This window comes from Shewanella aestuarii (assembly GCF_011765625.1).
GTDB lineage: Bacteria > Pseudomonadota > Gammaproteobacteria > Enterobacterales > Shewanellaceae > Shewanella > Shewanella aestuarii_A.
In genome coordinates this window covers 3,890,935-3,905,643 of sequence record NZ_CP050313.1, presented here as the reverse complement: position 1 = coordinate 3,905,643, position 14,709 = coordinate 3,890,935, and the positions used below count along the sequence as shown (strand labels likewise).

Annotated in this window: 13 protein-coding genes and 1 pseudogene; 4 read left to right on the top strand and 10 right to left on the bottom strand. The window is 42.5% G+C overall.

The window, feature by feature from the left end:
- The first annotated feature begins 106 nt into the window (after positions 1-106).
- Both coaD and HBH39_RS16945 read left to right on the top strand, forming a co-directional pair.
- On the top strand, positions 107-613 hold the full coding sequence (coaD, locus tag HBH39_RS16950) for a pantetheine-phosphate adenylyltransferase (RefSeq protein ID WP_167679809.1): 507 nt from the start codon (positions 107-109) through the stop codon (positions 611-613).
- 2 nt (positions 614-615) lie between these two features.
- Entirely contained in the window at positions 616-2,109 is a 1,494-nt protein-coding gene (locus HBH39_RS16945; protein WP_167679808.1) for a capsule assembly Wzi family protein, read from the top strand.
- A 63-nt stretch (positions 2,110-2,172) separates the two neighbouring features.
- On the opposite strand, the gene mutM is transcribed toward HBH39_RS16945, so the two are convergent.
- The 8 genes from mutM to HBH39_RS16905 all read right to left on the bottom strand — a co-directional run bounded on the left by mutM (position 2,173) and on the right by HBH39_RS16905 (position 9,279).
- Positions 2,173-2,988, bottom strand: coding sequence for a bifunctional DNA-formamidopyrimidine glycosylase/DNA-(apurinic or apyrimidinic site) lyase (mutM, locus tag HBH39_RS16940; RefSeq protein ID WP_167679807.1), 816 nt, complete (start codon positions 2,986-2,988; stop codon positions 2,173-2,175).
- Between the two features lie 81 nt (positions 2,989-3,069).
- Positions 3,070-3,501 carry a hypothetical protein gene (locus HBH39_RS16935; protein WP_167679806.1) on the bottom strand — a complete coding sequence of 144 codons (432 nt, stop codon included), beginning with the start codon at positions 3,499-3,501 and terminating at the stop codon, positions 3,070-3,072.
- 96 nt (positions 3,502-3,597) lie between these two features.
- A complete protein-coding gene (gene moaA, locus HBH39_RS16930) occupies positions 3,598-4,581 on the bottom strand; it encodes a GTP 3',8-cyclase MoaA (RefSeq protein WP_167679805.1) in 984 nt (327 codons plus the stop codon).
- A gap of 25 nt (positions 4,582-4,606) precedes the next feature.
- On the bottom strand, positions 4,607-6,418 hold the full coding sequence (locus tag HBH39_RS16925) for a bifunctional molybdopterin-guanine dinucleotide biosynthesis adaptor protein MobB/molybdopterin molybdotransferase MoeA (protein ID WP_167679804.1): 1,812 nt from the start codon (positions 6,416-6,418) through the stop codon (positions 4,607-4,609).
- A gap of 15 nt (positions 6,419-6,433) precedes the next feature.
- Positions 6,434-7,042, bottom strand: coding sequence for a molybdenum cofactor guanylyltransferase MobA (gene mobA / locus HBH39_RS16920; protein WP_167679803.1), 609 nt, complete (start codon positions 7,040-7,042; stop codon positions 6,434-6,436).
- Entirely contained in the window at positions 7,026-7,751 is a 726-nt protein-coding gene (locus tag HBH39_RS16915; RefSeq protein ID WP_167679802.1) for an energy-coupling factor ABC transporter ATP-binding protein, read from the bottom strand. The genes mobA and HBH39_RS16915 overlap by 17 nt, the downstream gene beginning before the upstream one ends.
- On the bottom strand, positions 7,751-8,458 hold the full coding sequence (locus HBH39_RS16910; protein WP_167679801.1) for an ABC transporter permease: 708 nt from the start codon (positions 8,456-8,458) through the stop codon (positions 7,751-7,753). Before HBH39_RS16910 ends, HBH39_RS16915 begins: the two co-directional genes overlap by 1 nt.
- Complete coding sequence (locus HBH39_RS16905) at positions 8,455-9,279, bottom strand: substrate-binding domain-containing protein (protein ID WP_167679800.1); 825 nt, start codon at positions 9,277-9,279, stop codon at positions 8,455-8,457. Before HBH39_RS16905 ends, HBH39_RS16910 begins: the two co-directional genes overlap by 4 nt.
- Positions 9,280-9,528: 249 nt before the next feature.
- On the opposite strand from HBH39_RS16905, the gene HBH39_RS16900 reads away from it, so the two are divergent.
- A complete protein-coding gene (locus HBH39_RS16900; protein WP_432280128.1) occupies positions 9,529-10,917 on the top strand; it encodes a sigma-54-dependent transcriptional regulator in 1,389 nt (462 codons plus the stop codon).
- Positions 10,917-13,028 (top strand): sensor histidine kinase, encoded by a 2,112-nt coding sequence (locus HBH39_RS16895; RefSeq protein ID WP_167679798.1) that lies wholly within the window; start codon positions 10,917-10,919, stop codon positions 13,026-13,028. The genes HBH39_RS16900 and HBH39_RS16895 overlap by 1 nt, the downstream gene beginning before the upstream one ends.
- A 277-nt stretch (positions 13,029-13,305) precedes the next feature.
- On the opposite strand, the pseudogene HBH39_RS16890 reads toward HBH39_RS16895, so the two are convergent.
- Together HBH39_RS16890 and HBH39_RS16885 are read right to left on the bottom strand one after the other, a co-directional pair.
- Positions 13,306-13,778, bottom strand: a pseudogene (locus HBH39_RS16890) (GNAT family N-acetyltransferase).
- Between the two features lie 262 nt (positions 13,779-14,040).
- The gene (locus tag HBH39_RS16885) at positions 14,041-14,703 is read right to left on the bottom strand and encodes a 7-cyano-7-deazaguanine/7-aminomethyl-7-deazaguanine transporter (RefSeq protein WP_167679797.1); all 663 of its coding nucleotides are present in this window, start codon (positions 14,701-14,703) and stop codon (positions 14,041-14,043) included.
- Positions 14,704-14,709: the final 6 nt, after the last annotated feature.

The following is a 14,709-nucleotide window of genomic DNA, read 5'->3' as shown; positions in this document are numbered from 1 at the left end:
AAAGATACACCTAATGCTTTAATTTACATAAATTTTAATACATTTTTTGATGCTAGTATTTGATACTGATAAACTAGTCGTCATTTATTTACACAGTGAATTTCAAATGCATAGACGCGCAATTTACCCTGGTACTTTTGATCCTGTCACCAATGGTCATGCTGACTTAATCGAGCGTGCAGCGAGGTTATTTCGGCATGTAGTTATTGGTATTGCATCGAACCCTTCGAAGCAACCTATGTTCACTCTACAGGAGCGTGTCGCACAGGTTAAGCTCGTGACCGCGCATTTAGACAATGTTGAAGTCGTCGGCTTTACTGGTTTGTTAGTGGATTTTGCTGAGGAACAAAAGGCGAGCGTGTTAGTTCGCGGGCTCAGAGCGGTTTCTGATTTTGAGTATGAATTTCAGCTGGCGAATATGAATCGACGCTTAAGCCCTAATTTAGAGAGCGTATTTTTAACACCTGCAGAAGAAAACTCATTTATTTCATCGACATTAGTGAAAGAAGTTGCTTTACATGGTGGTGATGTCTCTCAATTTGTTCACTCTGATGTTGCTAAAGCTTTAGAGAGCAAAATTGGACAAACAAAGTTACAGCAACAGGGTAAATAAAGATGTTGAAAGGATTTGTAGTTGCGAAACTACCCCTAGCTTTAGGTCTTATGGCACTGTTAAAGACAACCTCCTCGTTGGCTGCACCTTGGGTTGATACTTCTGATATTTATTTACGTTCAGATATTCAGGCATTGGCAGATGCAGGAGTCATTACTGTTCCCATCAACACTTTTCCTTTAATGTGGTCTGGTATTGGGGCTAATTTAGCCGAAGCTGAACCATCGTTAATGTCTGTTGATCTTGTCGATGCGTTTGCTCGAGTGAATTTTTATTTCCAAAATGCAGTTCAAAATAAAGGAAATGCAAGGGGTAAAGCAACAGTTGCTACTGATGAGGCTCGCTTTCAACATTTTGGTTCTGATTATAGAGATAAAGGTGAATTGAATGCTTCCTATGAATATACCGGGGAGCGCGTAGCATATAAAGTTTCTGCTTCGGGGAATTACGACCCGCAAGACGAAAAAACGTTTCGATTGGATGATTCTTATTTCGCAGTGGTGTTAGGAAATTGGGTAATCACTGCTGGAACACTGGAACAATGGTGGGGTCCAGGTTTTGATTCTTCTTTACATAAGTCAAATAATGCTAGACCTATGCCTTCGCTGATGGTTAGTCGTAATAATGTCCAAGCTTTTGAAACTCCAATGTTATCATGGCTTGGGCCTTGGAGTTTGACTGGTGGAATTAGCATTATGGAAAAAGAGCGTTTTGCACCACATGCATTGCTATGGAATTTACGCGGTGCTATAAAACCATTAAAACAACTTGAAGTCGGTTTGTCGTGGACTGCTCAATTTTGTGGCGAAGGCCAAGAATGCGACTTTGATAGTGCTTGGAAATCCATTACAGGCCAACGAGATTGTAGAAATGATATTGGTAATGGTTGCTCTAATTATGGCAACCAAATGGCTGGTATAGATATTCGCTATTCTGAAACATTTTGGCAAGTTCCTGTCGGTTTATATTTAGAACGAACTTGTGAAGATTCAAAAGGCAAGCCTTGGCAAATAGTTGATTGTGGTAAGATGTATGGCGCGGACACAAGATTTAGTCTTGGAAAACAACAGTATAAAATGTTTTTAGAATACACAGACACCATGATGTTTTGTGGTGAAGATACTACAGAGTTTAATTGCTTTTATGAACATAGTGTCTATCAAAGTGGCTCCCGATATTATGGACGAGCATTTGGTAGTACTTATGATAGCGATGCTCAGGTTTTTGCCTTGGGTTTAGTTGGGCAGTTTAATAATAGTCATGGTTTAACATCTATTTTACGATATGCACAGTTAAACAAAGATGGTGAAAACCCTTCTAGTGAATGGACTCCACAACCTTTAAAAGAAGACCTGCTGATGCTTGAAGTGTCTTATAGAATGCCTTTATTATCAGGCATGTTGAATTTCGGCGGAACTCTATCCCATTCTTCATTTGAAGTTGAAGACAATCAAATTGACGGTTCATTTTTTACGTCATATGAGTATCGATTTTAGTGATTCGTGACAATATAAATAAAGGGGGAGCAATCGCTCCCTTTTACAAATAAAACCTAAAATCTAGCGTTGCTGACACAGACCACAAAATACTGTGGTGCGCTGTCCTAACTTAATTTCAGACAATAAGTTGCCACATGCTGTGCAGGTGTCGCCGCCTCGGCCATACACATGTAGTTTTTGGGCAAAGTAACCAGGTTTGCCATCAGCGTTGGTAAAGTCTTTTAACGTGGTTCCACCTTGCTTAATCGCGTGGGCTAATATTTGTTTTACCTCTGTCACTAAAATGGTTAAACGTTCAATATCAATGTTTCCGGCGGGGGCTTGTGGGTGTATGCCTGCGGCAAATAAAGCTTCGTTGGCGTAAATGTTTCCAACACCCACAACAATATGATTATCCATTAGGCACAGCTTAATGGCCTTTTTCTTACCGGCTAGTTTGGCTTGCAAGTGCGCCACATTAAAATCTTCGCTTAATGGCTCTGGGCCAAGTTTTGCCAGTAAAGGGTGGGCCTCTTCCGGTAATTCATACCACAACCAAGCACCAAAACGACGCGGATCGTTAAAGCGCAGTATGTGGCCATTTTGTAGCAATAAATCAATGTGGTCATGCTTTTCAACCGGCGCGGTGTGGGGCAAGATGCGTAAACTACCAGACATTCCTAGATGCACTATGGTGATCCCCGCGTCAGTATCAATTAATAAGTATTTTGCTCGACGGCGCACGCTATTAATAGTTTGCCCAATAATATTGCGTGCCATGTCAGGGACTGGCCACCTTAATGAGCCATTGCGAATAATTAAGTCCCCAACGGTTTGGTTGACCAAATATGGGCTGACTCCTTGGCGAGTCACTTCTACTTCGGGTAATTCTGGCATGGTTAATTCTTATTTTATTGATTGCTTCAGTGACGCTGCTTTTGAGTACATGTTGCAATACGCTATCGACTTATAATTGGATTACTGGCAATAAATCGGCGCGCAAACTGGGCGGGATTTGATACCAATTAAAACTAGGCGATTGCAGTAAACCTTCATCTGCAAATAGTAGCCAAACTTGTGGCTCGTTGACAGTGTCGATTTTGAAGGTGACTGTGATGGGGGGGATGTATGCACGGGTTCATCTTTTAGGGCAGAAATGACGAGGTTTTGCCACGCTTGTGCCCATTGCTGGCAATTTAACACGGTTTCAGCACAACGCCAGTTGCCTTGTTTATGTTGCAGCCATTGGCTGTTGAGTTGTAATTGCTTTAGCGGCAACGCCTCATCAAATAAAGGTAGAGCACTATTAGGCATATCACTGGTTTTATTGGTAATAAAACTCAGTACTGAAATCATCATTACGCTGGCAATGATAATAATGTAGTTCCATTTTTTACGTGATAAAGCCATAAACTCAATGAATCAAAGTGAATATATTCATTGAGTTTATCACCTGTGTCACAAAATACGAATTGTCGTTATTTGCTTGACTAAAATAGAAGGGGCTTAGCCGCCGGTGGCGTTCATAAAACGTAAAATTTGAGTGCCTTGTTGATCAAAGTAATGCGACTGCGGTTTGAGCTTAATTCCACCTAAAATTGCTTGTTTTAGACGGTCAATATCACCGGGGTATTGTCTGACTACTGCTTTTAAATCAACGGAGTTCTCATTTCCTAAACATAAAAGTAATCGGCCTTCTACTGTGACCCTGACTCGATTGCACTCATGACAAAAGTTATTGCTATGAGGGGAAATAAAGCCGATGTGAATGCTGCTATCTGCCATTTTGTAGTACTTTGCTGGGCCGCCTGTACGTTTGCTAGAAGGCATGAGTGCATAGTGTTGCTCGATTAATTCGCGCACTTCCGCGCTTGAACAATGGCGACTGCGTTTACGCTCATCCATAACGCCAATCGGCATTTCTTCGATAAAAGCGATATCAATATTACGTTTACGGCAGAAGTTAACCAAATCAATTACTTCATGATCATTTTTACCGCGCAAAATAACGGCATTGATTTTAATTTTGCTAAATCCAGCGGCAATTGCGGCATCAATACCAGCAATGACTCGTTCTAACTTGCCGTTGCGGGTTAATTGGGTGAATAATTCTGGGTTTAAAGTATCTAAGCTGATATTTAAACGCGATAAGCCGTTATCAAATAATGGCTGGGCTAATTTGGTTAACCGAGAGCCGTTGGTGGTCATCGATAAATCATCTAAACCCGGTAGTTGTCCAAGTAGTTTGACGAGTTGTTCACAATCGGTTCGCACCAATGGTTCGCCACCGGTTAAACGAATTTTTTTCACGCCAAGTTCAGTAAAGGCTTGCGCCACCCAAGATAACTCCTCAAGTGATAACACCTGTTGGCGAGGTAAAAACTCTGGGTCTTCGCTCATGCAGTACACACAGCGAAAGTCGCAGCGATCGGTGACTGATAGCCGTAAGTATTCGACTTGACGGTTGAAGCTATCGACAATTTGACTCATATATTCAAACAACCTTTAGCCTGTATTAGAGAAGATCAGCAAAAGGCTGAATAAACACTTTGCCGCCTTGTGCAATATGATCGCTAGCTTCATCTATCACGATTAAGCAGTTACCCGTTACCATTGAGCTCAACATGCCTGACCCCTGCGCGCCAGTAGAACTGACATGAATTTGACCGTTAGTGCCAATTGAATAACAGCCTCGTAAAAACTCGGTACGCCCCACTTTGCTGCGTAAAAACTCATCGGCAATGGCGGGAATATAACGGGGTTGCCATTGTGACTCACCCGCCAACTTACGAATGGCAGGTTGAACGAATTGTAGAAATGACACCATGACGGCCACTGGGTTACCGGGTAAGCCAAAGAACAGGCAATCGTTAATTTTACCCGCAGCCAGCGGGCGCCCTGGGCGCATGTTGATCCGCCAAAAATTAATTTGACCAATTTTAGCCAACACGGTTTTTATATAATCTGCATTGCCGACTGATACGCCGCCTGAGCTGATCACTATGTCTGCTTCCTCAGAAGCCGCTAATAGCGCTTGGGTTAAGGCTTGTTCGTTGTCTTCGATAATGCCTAGGTCAATGACCTTACAGCCAAGCTTGCGCGCCATGGCTTTGATGGTGTAGCGGTTTGAGTCATAAATGCAATTTTGTTTTAACGCTTCACCGGGTTGGCTGACTTCATCACCCGTTGAAAAAACAGCGACGACAGGTGATTTAATCGCATCAAGCTTGGCAAAGCCTAAAGAGGCTAATAAACCTAATTGTGCCGCACCTAAACGTGTGCCCGCTTCTAAGGCCACTTGATTTAAGGCAATATCTTCACCGGCCAAACGAACATGCTGACCTTGTTGGACCTTGTCGGTTTGTTGAATTGTCACTTGACTATCTAGGGGGGTACACAACTCGCGAGGCTGAACGGTATCAACACCTTGTGGAATTGGCGCACCTGTCATGATGCTCACGGCTTCACCTGCTTGCACGGTTTGTTGATAACCATGACCGGCCAATACTTCTGCGACAACCTTAAGTGGCTGGTTGGCGCTCAAGCTTGTATATGCAAAGCCATATCCGTCCATTGCTGAGTTAGTTTGCTGTGGTACGTTAACCGGTGAGATGCAATCGCTGGCTAATACGCGATTATCTAATTCATCAAGCGTGAGTGTTTCTGTTGCACAAATCGGTGTCACTTGATTGAGAATATGCTTAATCCCTTGTGATACCGACAAGCCTTGAGCGCCATCATCGGCTAAGCTTGCTGCTGCCACATCAATCGGCAATGCAACCCTTGGAGCTTGCCAGTTTTGTTGATAAGCAATAACAAAATCAGCAATTTGGTCGACATTGTTTAAGTCTAAACGAGTCAATTCATTGGGTGTTTGGGTGTCATCACAACAGGCTATGGCGACAATGTTGTCGTCATGAGTATGAATAAATGGCTTTCCGTGTGAAGCACGATGCAACTCAATTTTAGGCAGCGCTAATTTTTTAAAGCCTTCCACTAACACAATATCCACTTTGTCGGCTTCAATTTGCTGCAATAAGTGCGGCAAGCTTGGATCTGAGTCTAGTGCATCTTCGGTCATTAATGCCCAGCGTACATGGGAGGCAACTAGCATTTGCTTCGCTCCGGCTTTACGCATTTCGTAGCTGTCTTTGCCCGGAATATCAACGTCAAAATTATGATGGGCATGCTTGATTACCGCTAAGCGTAAGCCGCGTTGATTCAGCGCAGGGATTAATTGCTTTAATAACGTGGTTTTACCTGTACCACTATACGCACAAAAGCCAAGAACAGGGATAGACAGTGGATTTTTAAAAACGGTAGTCATAGTTACCTCTAAGAATTACTGGGCGATTTGCTTGGCAAGTTGTTGCTTTTGCTCTGGCGTATTGACGTTAACAAAGGCCTCGGGTTGGTCTGCAAAGCTAGCAACTTCATAATGATGCTTGGCATACCAAAAATCGATTTTACGTTCACCGGCATCTAAAAATGCTTTCATTGAATCACGCAAGCTAGGCTTGAGTAATAGCACTACAGGTTGCTCACGCTGACCATCACTGGCAACCACAACTTCAGCATCAGCTACGAGTAAGGTGTTTAGCATGCGAGAGGCGAGATCTGTTGGCAATAATGGACTGTCACAAGGCACAACTAATAAATAATCTGCCTGGGTGTTACCCATAGCGGTGATCATACCGGCTAATGGTCCTAAGTAGCCTGAATCATTATCACTAAAAACTTCAAAACCGAACTCGGCATAGCGTTGCTGGTTACGGTTGGCGTTGATCATAATGCGATCAACTTGAGGAGATAATCGGGCAATCGTGTGGCTTATCATCGGTTGATTATTGAGTTCGACTAACCCTTTATCGTCGCCGCCCATGCGTCTAGCCATACCACCGGCAAGAATAACGGCATCGATTGTGTATGCTGGTTTATTTGGCAATGACATAATTGAATTCCATATTAAGAGTATCTTGCGAAGCATCGCCGTTTGGCACATGTTGGCTGGTGGAAATTGTGTGTTGGTGAATATGCCAATGCTGTTGACATAACGCGGTTAAACCGCAGGTTTGATGGCTACTGATAAGCAGCCCCGTGCCATGTTGCTTTAATTGGTTGATCATCGCTAACACTAAACGTTGTGATTGTTTGTCCATGTTAGAGATAGGCTCATCCAACATTAACAATTTAGGCTGGCAAATCCAGGCTCTTGCAATGGCTAGGCGTTGACGTTCGCCACCCGATAAATCGGTTGCATCACTGTTAAGTAAATGAGACAGCTGCGCCATTTCAATCGCTTGCTGGAATCTTTTATTAATCTCTGTATTGCGTTTATCGGCTGAGCTCAAGCCATAGGTTAAGTTGAACTCAACATTGCCATCAAATAAATAAGGATGTTGATGCAAATAAACGGCTTTTCCCAATAATGAATTAGTCTGCCACCATGATGTTTTAAAACCTTGGCTAATAATTTTACCTTCAGTGGGGGCAATTAACCCTGCAAGTAGTTTCATTAAGGTAGATTTACCCGAGCCGTTATCCCCTTGCAAATAAATCACATCGCCTTGCGCAAAGTGCAGTTTATCAACGCTAAATAAGCGGCGATTTTCAAACTGCATTGACAGGTTAGTGGCTTGAATACTCGCTTTCTTAGTCATTAATGACTCCTTGGCAAGGCTTTGCCTCGCAGTGAGCCAAGGGCAAAATTAAGTATAATGGCCAAAATCAACAGTACCAAGCCCAGTGCAATAGCTTGGGCAAAATCCCCTTTGCTGGTTTCTAGTGCAATAGCTGTGGGGATATTACGAGTAACATGCATAATGTTGCCCCCCACCATCATTGAACACCCCACTTCAGTTAATATACGGCTAAACGCAGCCACAATGGCCAGTAATAATGCGACTCTTAGCTCGCGGCATACTGTCCAAACAGCTTTAAACCAGCTTGAACCTAAGGTGCGTGAGGTTTCCCAAGCGCGGCGGTCAACACTGGCAAAAGCGGCTTGCGATAGAGCGACCAAAACGGGAGCGCAAATTAACATTTGCCCAAAAATCATTCCTTTTTGAGTGAATAACCACTTTAAATCGCCCATGGCGCCGTTACGCGTTAGCAGTAAATACACTAATAAACCAATGACAACAGTAGGAATAGATTGCAGGGTTTGGATAAGGTTTGTGACTATCCAGCGTCCCGGGAAATGACGAAATGCAAGAATAAATCCCAACATAATAGAAGGAATGAGGGTGATCAACAGCGCCGCAAAAGACACGGTAAATGACACATTAATAATTGACCATACGTCGGGGTCAAATGATAGCAGCAAGCTAAAAGCTTGCTGCAAAAGGGCTAACCAGCCTTCATTCATTGTTGATACGTTGCCTTAAACAATTGCTCTCCTTGCACGGAAAATTCGTTAATCATTTGCTGGGTTTTGGGGCTAATTAGCCAGTCACTTAATGCTTGTGCGCCAGCATGATTGAGCTCTGGATACATTTCAGGGTTAATTAAAATGATTTGGTAAGGGTTTGCTAGCTCTGCCCCACCTTGAAAGCTAATTGATATGTCAAGTTTAGCCTTATAAGCCACAAATGTGCCACGGTCAGCCAAAGTATAAGCTTGTAATTCATTGGCCATTAGTAAGGTTTTACCCATGCCTTGTCCAACTGCAGTATAGCCAACAAAGTCAGGTTTTACTTGTGCTTGCTGCCAAATAGCCAGCTCTTTCATATGTGTGCCTGAGTTATCTCCGCGTGAAATAAAGCCACTCGGTTTAGCTGCAATTTTTTTAAAGGCGGCAATAACACTTTGCGCAGTATGTAAGCCGGCTGGGTCATCTTTAGGACCTAGCAACACAAAATCATTTTCCATAATGCCGCGCGGTTGTACCCCAAAGCCATCGGCAACAAATTTTGCTTCTGCATCAGGAGCATGAGTCATTACCACATCTACATCGCCTTGGCTGGCTAACTTAAGCGCTTGACCGGTACCAGTGGCGATCACTTGAACCTTGTAACCTGATTCTTGTTCAAATGTCGGCAAAATAGCACTCAATAGACCAGAGTTTTCCGTGCTGGTGGTGGTCGCAAGTTTAATCACCTCTTGTTGCTCCGCTATCGCTAATGAACTAAAGGTCACTAGGCTAAGCGCAGCAAGCGATATTCCGATGTTGGCAATCTTATAAATCATCAATCTATCCTTGTTTATATCAAGGTTTGTCAGTTTATATCAGCAATCTAGCAAATTAAATGCCAATTGGATAATCGTTAAGTTGAGTTCACGCCAAATATATAAAGTGTGAGCTGTGTCGCGGATTGATTAAAAATGACTGCGACAAATTGTCCCAAGATCACTTTTATGTGGTTCATACTGACCTAACCGGTAAGATTGAATGCTAAAATGTTTCAATATTGAGTCAAAATGTCTCGTGGAGAGGTTATGAGTTTACCTAGCACTGTTAACACAAGCATGTCTGTGCTGATTGTTGATGATGAACCAGGCATGCGCAGTTTTTTAACCAAAGCGATGTCGAAGAAGTTTGCTTTAGTTGAAACAGCTTCAACCATCACCGAAGCAGAGCAGCTGCGTAGTAAGGGGCATTTTGATGTATTGATTGTAGATATTCGTTTACCTGATCGCTCGGGCATAGAGTGGCATGAAGCCTTAGATGATAGTGAACGTCAATCTGATATCATTTTTATGACAGGTTACGCTGATATGGATGTGGCGATTAAAGCGCTGCGCGCTGGGGCATCAGATTTTATTATGAAGCCCTTTCACTTAGAGCAGATGATGTCTGCGGTAGATCGGTGTATTGAAAAACGCTTATTAAAACGTGAAAACTTCATGCTTAGGCGAGAGCTCTCTCATGGGCAATCATCCACTATCATAGGTAGCAGTGATGCAATTACTGAAGTAAAGCAAGTCATAGAGCGTGTTGCGCCAACTAATGCGGTGGTATTGATTGAAGGCGAATCTGGTACGGGTAAAGAGCTAGTTGCGCGGCAATTACATCAATTAAGTGGTCGAACGGGTCCCTTTGTGCCAGTTAATTGTGGTGCTATAGCGCCAGAATTATTAGCCAGTGAATTATTTGGTCATGTTGCAGGTTCATTCACAGGCGCTAAAGCATCTCGTGAAGGCTTATTCAGTTTTGCATCAGATGGGACCATCTTTTTAGATGAAATTGGTGAAATGCCAATGAACATGCAAACTGCCTTATTACGGGTATTAGAACAGCGGGCTATTCGGCCGGTAGGAAGTGAAAAAGAAGTCGCCATTAATGTGCGAGTGATTGCTGCAACCAACCGACTGTTGATTGAAGAAGTTGAAAAGGGCACCTTTAGGCGGGATTTATATTACCGTCTAAACGTATTGAATATCCTCATCCCGCCATTGAGAGCACGTCCTGAAGACGTGGTTGAGCTAACACATCACTTTACGGTGCAAATTTCTCGTGACTTAGGCATTAAGCCGGTTTTGTGGAGCCATGAAGATTTACAGGTTTTAAAGCAACATGAATGGACAGGGAATATCCGCGAGCTTAAAAATATGATTGAGCGTTGTATTTTATTAGGCAAACCTCCAGCAGAATACTGGAAAAAAGATCCGTTACCCAATGCGCCAGAAACGCTAGGCTTCCCACTTGACTGGACTTTAAAGGATGTTGAAAAGCATCATGTCACTCAGGTAGTTGATGCGTATGGTGGTAACAAATCAGCGGCAGCTAGAGATTTAGGTGTATCACGCAAAACCCTTGATAGAAAATACAAAGATTGGTTTGGTCATGATGACGACCACGAAGCAGATCAAGCGTTGGAGTCGTAATGATGTTTAAGCGCTTTTTTGGTGTCAGCTGGCAACAGATGCAGGCGCAAGTGCGCTACCGGTTATTAATTTTAACTTTATTACCGATTTTACTGACTTTAGTAAGCTTGGTATTTATCACTATTTATTGGAATATCAGTTACACCAGCCAGCAGCTTTTTATGAAGGTAAAAGCTGATTTAACGGTTGCTGAAAACACCTTAAAGCAAGTGCAAACTCAGCAAGAACAACAATTAGCAAATGTGGCTAATTCGTGGGCATTTCAAACCGCTTTTGAACAATTACATCAAAATAAACATGATCAGCAGGCAAAGCAGGCTATTAAGGATGTGCTGCAACAAACAAAGCAACAGCTGAATTTAGATTTTTTACGTCTTATCAATGCAGAGCAGGTTCGTGCTGATGCAGATTTAAATGCCTTATTACGCCAACAGCCTAAATTAGCCGTATCTGGTATGATGGTGCTCTCACCTGAGCGATTAAATCAAATTAGCCCTGAACTACAGCAGTATGCCGTTATTCCCCTAAAGTCGACCTTACGTGCTCAAGAACCTACTAAAGAAGCTGAAAAAAGAGGATTAATCAGCCGCAGTGTGTTGCCGATTTTAAATCAGGACAATAGTGTTACTTGGTATATTGATGGCGGTAATTTATTGAACCGCGATACCGCCATTGTCGACCACATTCGTGACTTGGTTTATGGCAAAGGTACCTTACCAAATCACTCTATTGGTACAGTGACGATATTTCTTGATAACGCCCGTATCAGTACAAATGTGCCGATGAATGCTTCTTCATCACAGTACTCTGAACATAACCGTGCACTTGGCAGTTTAGTGTCGGAGGAAGTTCGCTTAAAAGTGCTGGTAGACGGTGAGCGATGGGATGATCGCGCGTTTGTGTTTAATGATTGGTACATCTCTGCCTATGCACCGTTACATGATATTTATGGTAAGCGGATTGGTATGGTGTACACCGGATTTTCAGAAGCGCCATTTATTAAAAATTATCTACTTAATATTATCGAACTAGGTTCTATTCTAATGCTGGTGTTGTTTGGTTCAGGGTTGCTAGTTTATCGCGGCGCTTACAGCCTATTAAAACCCATAGAGCGGATTCATCAAGTTGTTAAAGCGGTGCAATCCGGCCGTAATGTTCGCATTGGCGAGTTGGGGTTAGATCGTGATAATGAATTAGCTAATTTGGCAGAGCAATTTGACAGTATGCTCGACTTACTCCAACGCCGAAATGCGCAAATTCAAGCCGCTGCCGAGCAACTTGAGGTAAAAGTTGAGCAGCGTACAAAAAGCCTGCAAGACAAAACGGAAGAATTACAGCGCAATGTTGCTTTATTAAATGAAACTCGCCAGCAACTGGTTACTAATGAAAAGCTCACCGCTTTAGGTGAGCTAACCGCAGGTATCGCCCACGAAATTAATAATCCAACCGCTGTGATTTTAGGCAACATGGAATTACTTAAATATGAGCTGGGTGATAATGCTGAAGCTGTTTCAGAAGAGATTGACCTAGTGATTCAACAGGTTGGACGCATTAGCACCATTATTCGCAGTTTATTGCAGTATAGCCGCCCAGGTGAGTTTAATGAGCCAATCGAAATGCAGCAGATAACCCCAATTGTGGAACAAGTCTTAGTTTTGGTGCGTCACTCTATTCAAAAGCAAGAAGTGTTATTGATTAAAGAGTTGCATGCTACTTGTCCAGTTGAGGTTAACCGGCCTCAATTATTGCAAGTGTTAATCAATATTGTGGTTAATGCTGCTCATGCAATTGATGATAAGGGTAAAATATGGATCCGCACCAATGACTGGCTAGAAAATGGAGAGCCAATTGGGGTGAAAATTGAAGTGGAAGATCAAGGTGTAGGTATACCAGCGGAACAATTAAGCCGCATATTCGACCCATTTTATACCACACGTAAAGATGGTACTGGCTTAGGGTTATCATTAAGTTACGGCATTATTAAACGCTTAGGTGGTACGATTGAAGTGAAGTCAACGGTGGGTGAGGGAACCATATTCACCATCGGCATTTATCATAAGGCCAAAGATGACCAAGCGATGAATCCTTATGAAGGATTGCAATTCACTTGATCAGAATTACCCATAAACTTGATTTAAGCGTTAGAGCAGGTAGGTTTTTACTGAAAAAAAGATAAAAAAAAAGCCGGTTGATGAGGCCGGCAGATACACAAAGAGTGTGTGAGCAATGTCGTGCTTGCGAACTCAGAATAATGACAAAGGTGATGAAGCTTTAGCATTGAGACTGAGTTTTGGAACGCAAGTTAATAATAATCATTCTCATTTGATTGCGCAAGCCAAACAGAAGAAAAATGACAATCTTTACACTCTTTACGTATTTAGGCGTTGGTTAAGCTTTACTCTGATTAAGACTTTTTTGTAAATGCAGTTTATTTAAGCTGACATTGGCCTTATCGGTATCAATAGCCGTGATTTGGTATTGGCTACTAACCAGCATATTTAACATGGCATTAAAGTGGTTATGGGTTTTGACAGTGATCAGGCTGTAACCTTGCTGCTGCGCCCAACGCTCTTGGTACTCTAACATCGATTTCGCTAAACCTAGCTGGCGAAAATCAGGTAACACGCCTCCCAACCAGCTATAAAACTCACCATCGGTTTTGGCATAGCCCAATTTAAACCCCGCCACTTCGCCTTCAACATAGGCTAGTAAAATAAGGCAATCATGGCAGGCTAAACGCTGTTTTATATCTGCTTGCGATAGGGATTATTCAGTTCAGGAATTTGCTGACTTAATTGGGCGACCTGCTGACAAATTTGATCTGTCGCTTGCGTAAACTCGCTGATTTCTAATGCGTACATCTGCTGTCTCCAAAGAGATTGTAATGATGGATAATACTTGAAATTATAACAGGTTTGACCAGTTGGTTTAATCAATTCTTTTAGCCATTCAGCGCGCAGAGACTTGCTATCTAACATCAATAGTTTAGTTGCAACGCATACCCTTACAGAGTACACATGTTGGCTGATAATGGTCTTTTGGTGGTAAATGGAAGGCATAAAAAAGGCGTAATAGAGCATCACGCCTTTTCTTTATTTTGGTCTGTTTGCTACCTGTGATGACCTAGATTATATGCAATTGTGGTTTGTCAGTGGTTAACAGCTTGTCTTGTAAAACTCTGAGAAGCACACCATAGGCAGGCAAGAATAAACCTAAGCTAACAATTAACTTAAACCCATAATCAATGGTGGCAATTTCAGGCCAATGTGCAGCCATAAAGCTATCTGACGAGGCATAAAAGGCGACGCTGAAAAACACTAAGGTGTCCACTAAATTACCGATTAATGTTGATGCTGCAGGTGCAACCCACCAAGCTTTAGCCTGACGTAATTTTGCAAATACCGTGATATCCATCAGTTGACCGACTAGATAAGCGGTAAAACTGGCAAAGGCGATACGAAACACAAAGCTATTGGCTTCTAGCAAGCTGGCAAATTGTTGAAATTGGCCCTGATGAAACAGCACACCAATCAAGTACGATACGATAAGCGCTGGCAACATAGCTTGAAAGATAATCTTTCGCGCAGCTTGCTGGCCAAAAATACGCACGGTGAGATCGGTAGCTAAATACACAAATGGAAAGCTAAACGCACCCCAAGTGGTGTGGTAACCAAATATTTGAAACGGTAATTGCACCAAATAGTTACTGGCACAAATGATAGTGATATGAAAGCTGACTAAAAATATCAGCGCACGACGCGTTTGCGTCTGAGTTAACATTAACATGATTTG

Bases quoted from the DNA above. Each gene is read 5' to 3' on its own strand.
- HBH39_RS16935 (WP_167679806.1), bottom strand. From the start codon at position 3,501: ATGGCTTTATCACGTAAAAAATGGAACTACATTATTATCATTGCCAGC.
- HBH39_RS16905 (WP_167679800.1), bottom strand. From the start codon at position 9,279: ATGATTTATAAGATTGCCAACATCGGAATATCGCTTGCTGCGCTTAGC.
- HBH39_RS16925 (WP_167679804.1), bottom strand. From the start codon at position 6,418: ATGACTACCGTTTTTAAAAATCCACTGTCTATCCCTGTTCTTGGCTTT.
- HBH39_RS16945 (WP_167679808.1), top strand. From the start codon at position 616: ATGTTGAAAGGATTTGTAGTTGCGAAACTACCCCTAGCTTTAGGTCTT.
- HBH39_RS16885 (WP_167679797.1), bottom strand. From the start codon at position 14,703: ATGTTAATGTTAACTCAGACGCAAACGCGTCGTGCGCTGATATTTTTA.
- HBH39_RS16900 (WP_432280128.1), top strand. From the start codon at position 9,529: ATGAGTTTACCTAGCACTGTTAACACAAGCATGTCTGTGCTGATTGTT.
- HBH39_RS16910 (WP_167679801.1), bottom strand. From the start codon at position 8,458: ATGAATGAAGGCTGGTTAGCCCTTTTGCAGCAAGCTTTTAGCTTGCTG.
- moaA (WP_167679805.1), bottom strand. From the start codon at position 4,581: ATGAGTCAAATTGTCGATAGCTTCAACCGTCAAGTCGAATACTTACGG.
- coaD (WP_167679809.1), top strand. From the start codon at position 107: ATGCATAGACGCGCAATTTACCCTGGTACTTTTGATCCTGTCACCAAT.
- mutM (WP_167679807.1), bottom strand. From the start codon at position 2,988: ATGCCAGAATTACCCGAAGTAGAAGTGACTCGCCAAGGAGTCAGCCCA.
- mobA (WP_167679803.1), bottom strand. From the start codon at position 7,042: ATGTCATTGCCAAATAAACCAGCATACACAATCGATGCCGTTATTCTT.
- HBH39_RS16915 (WP_167679802.1), bottom strand. From the start codon at position 7,751: ATGACTAAGAAAGCGAGTATTCAAGCCACTAACCTGTCAATGCAGTTT.
- HBH39_RS16895 (WP_167679798.1), top strand. From the start codon at position 10,917: ATGATGTTTAAGCGCTTTTTTGGTGTCAGCTGGCAACAGATGCAGGCG.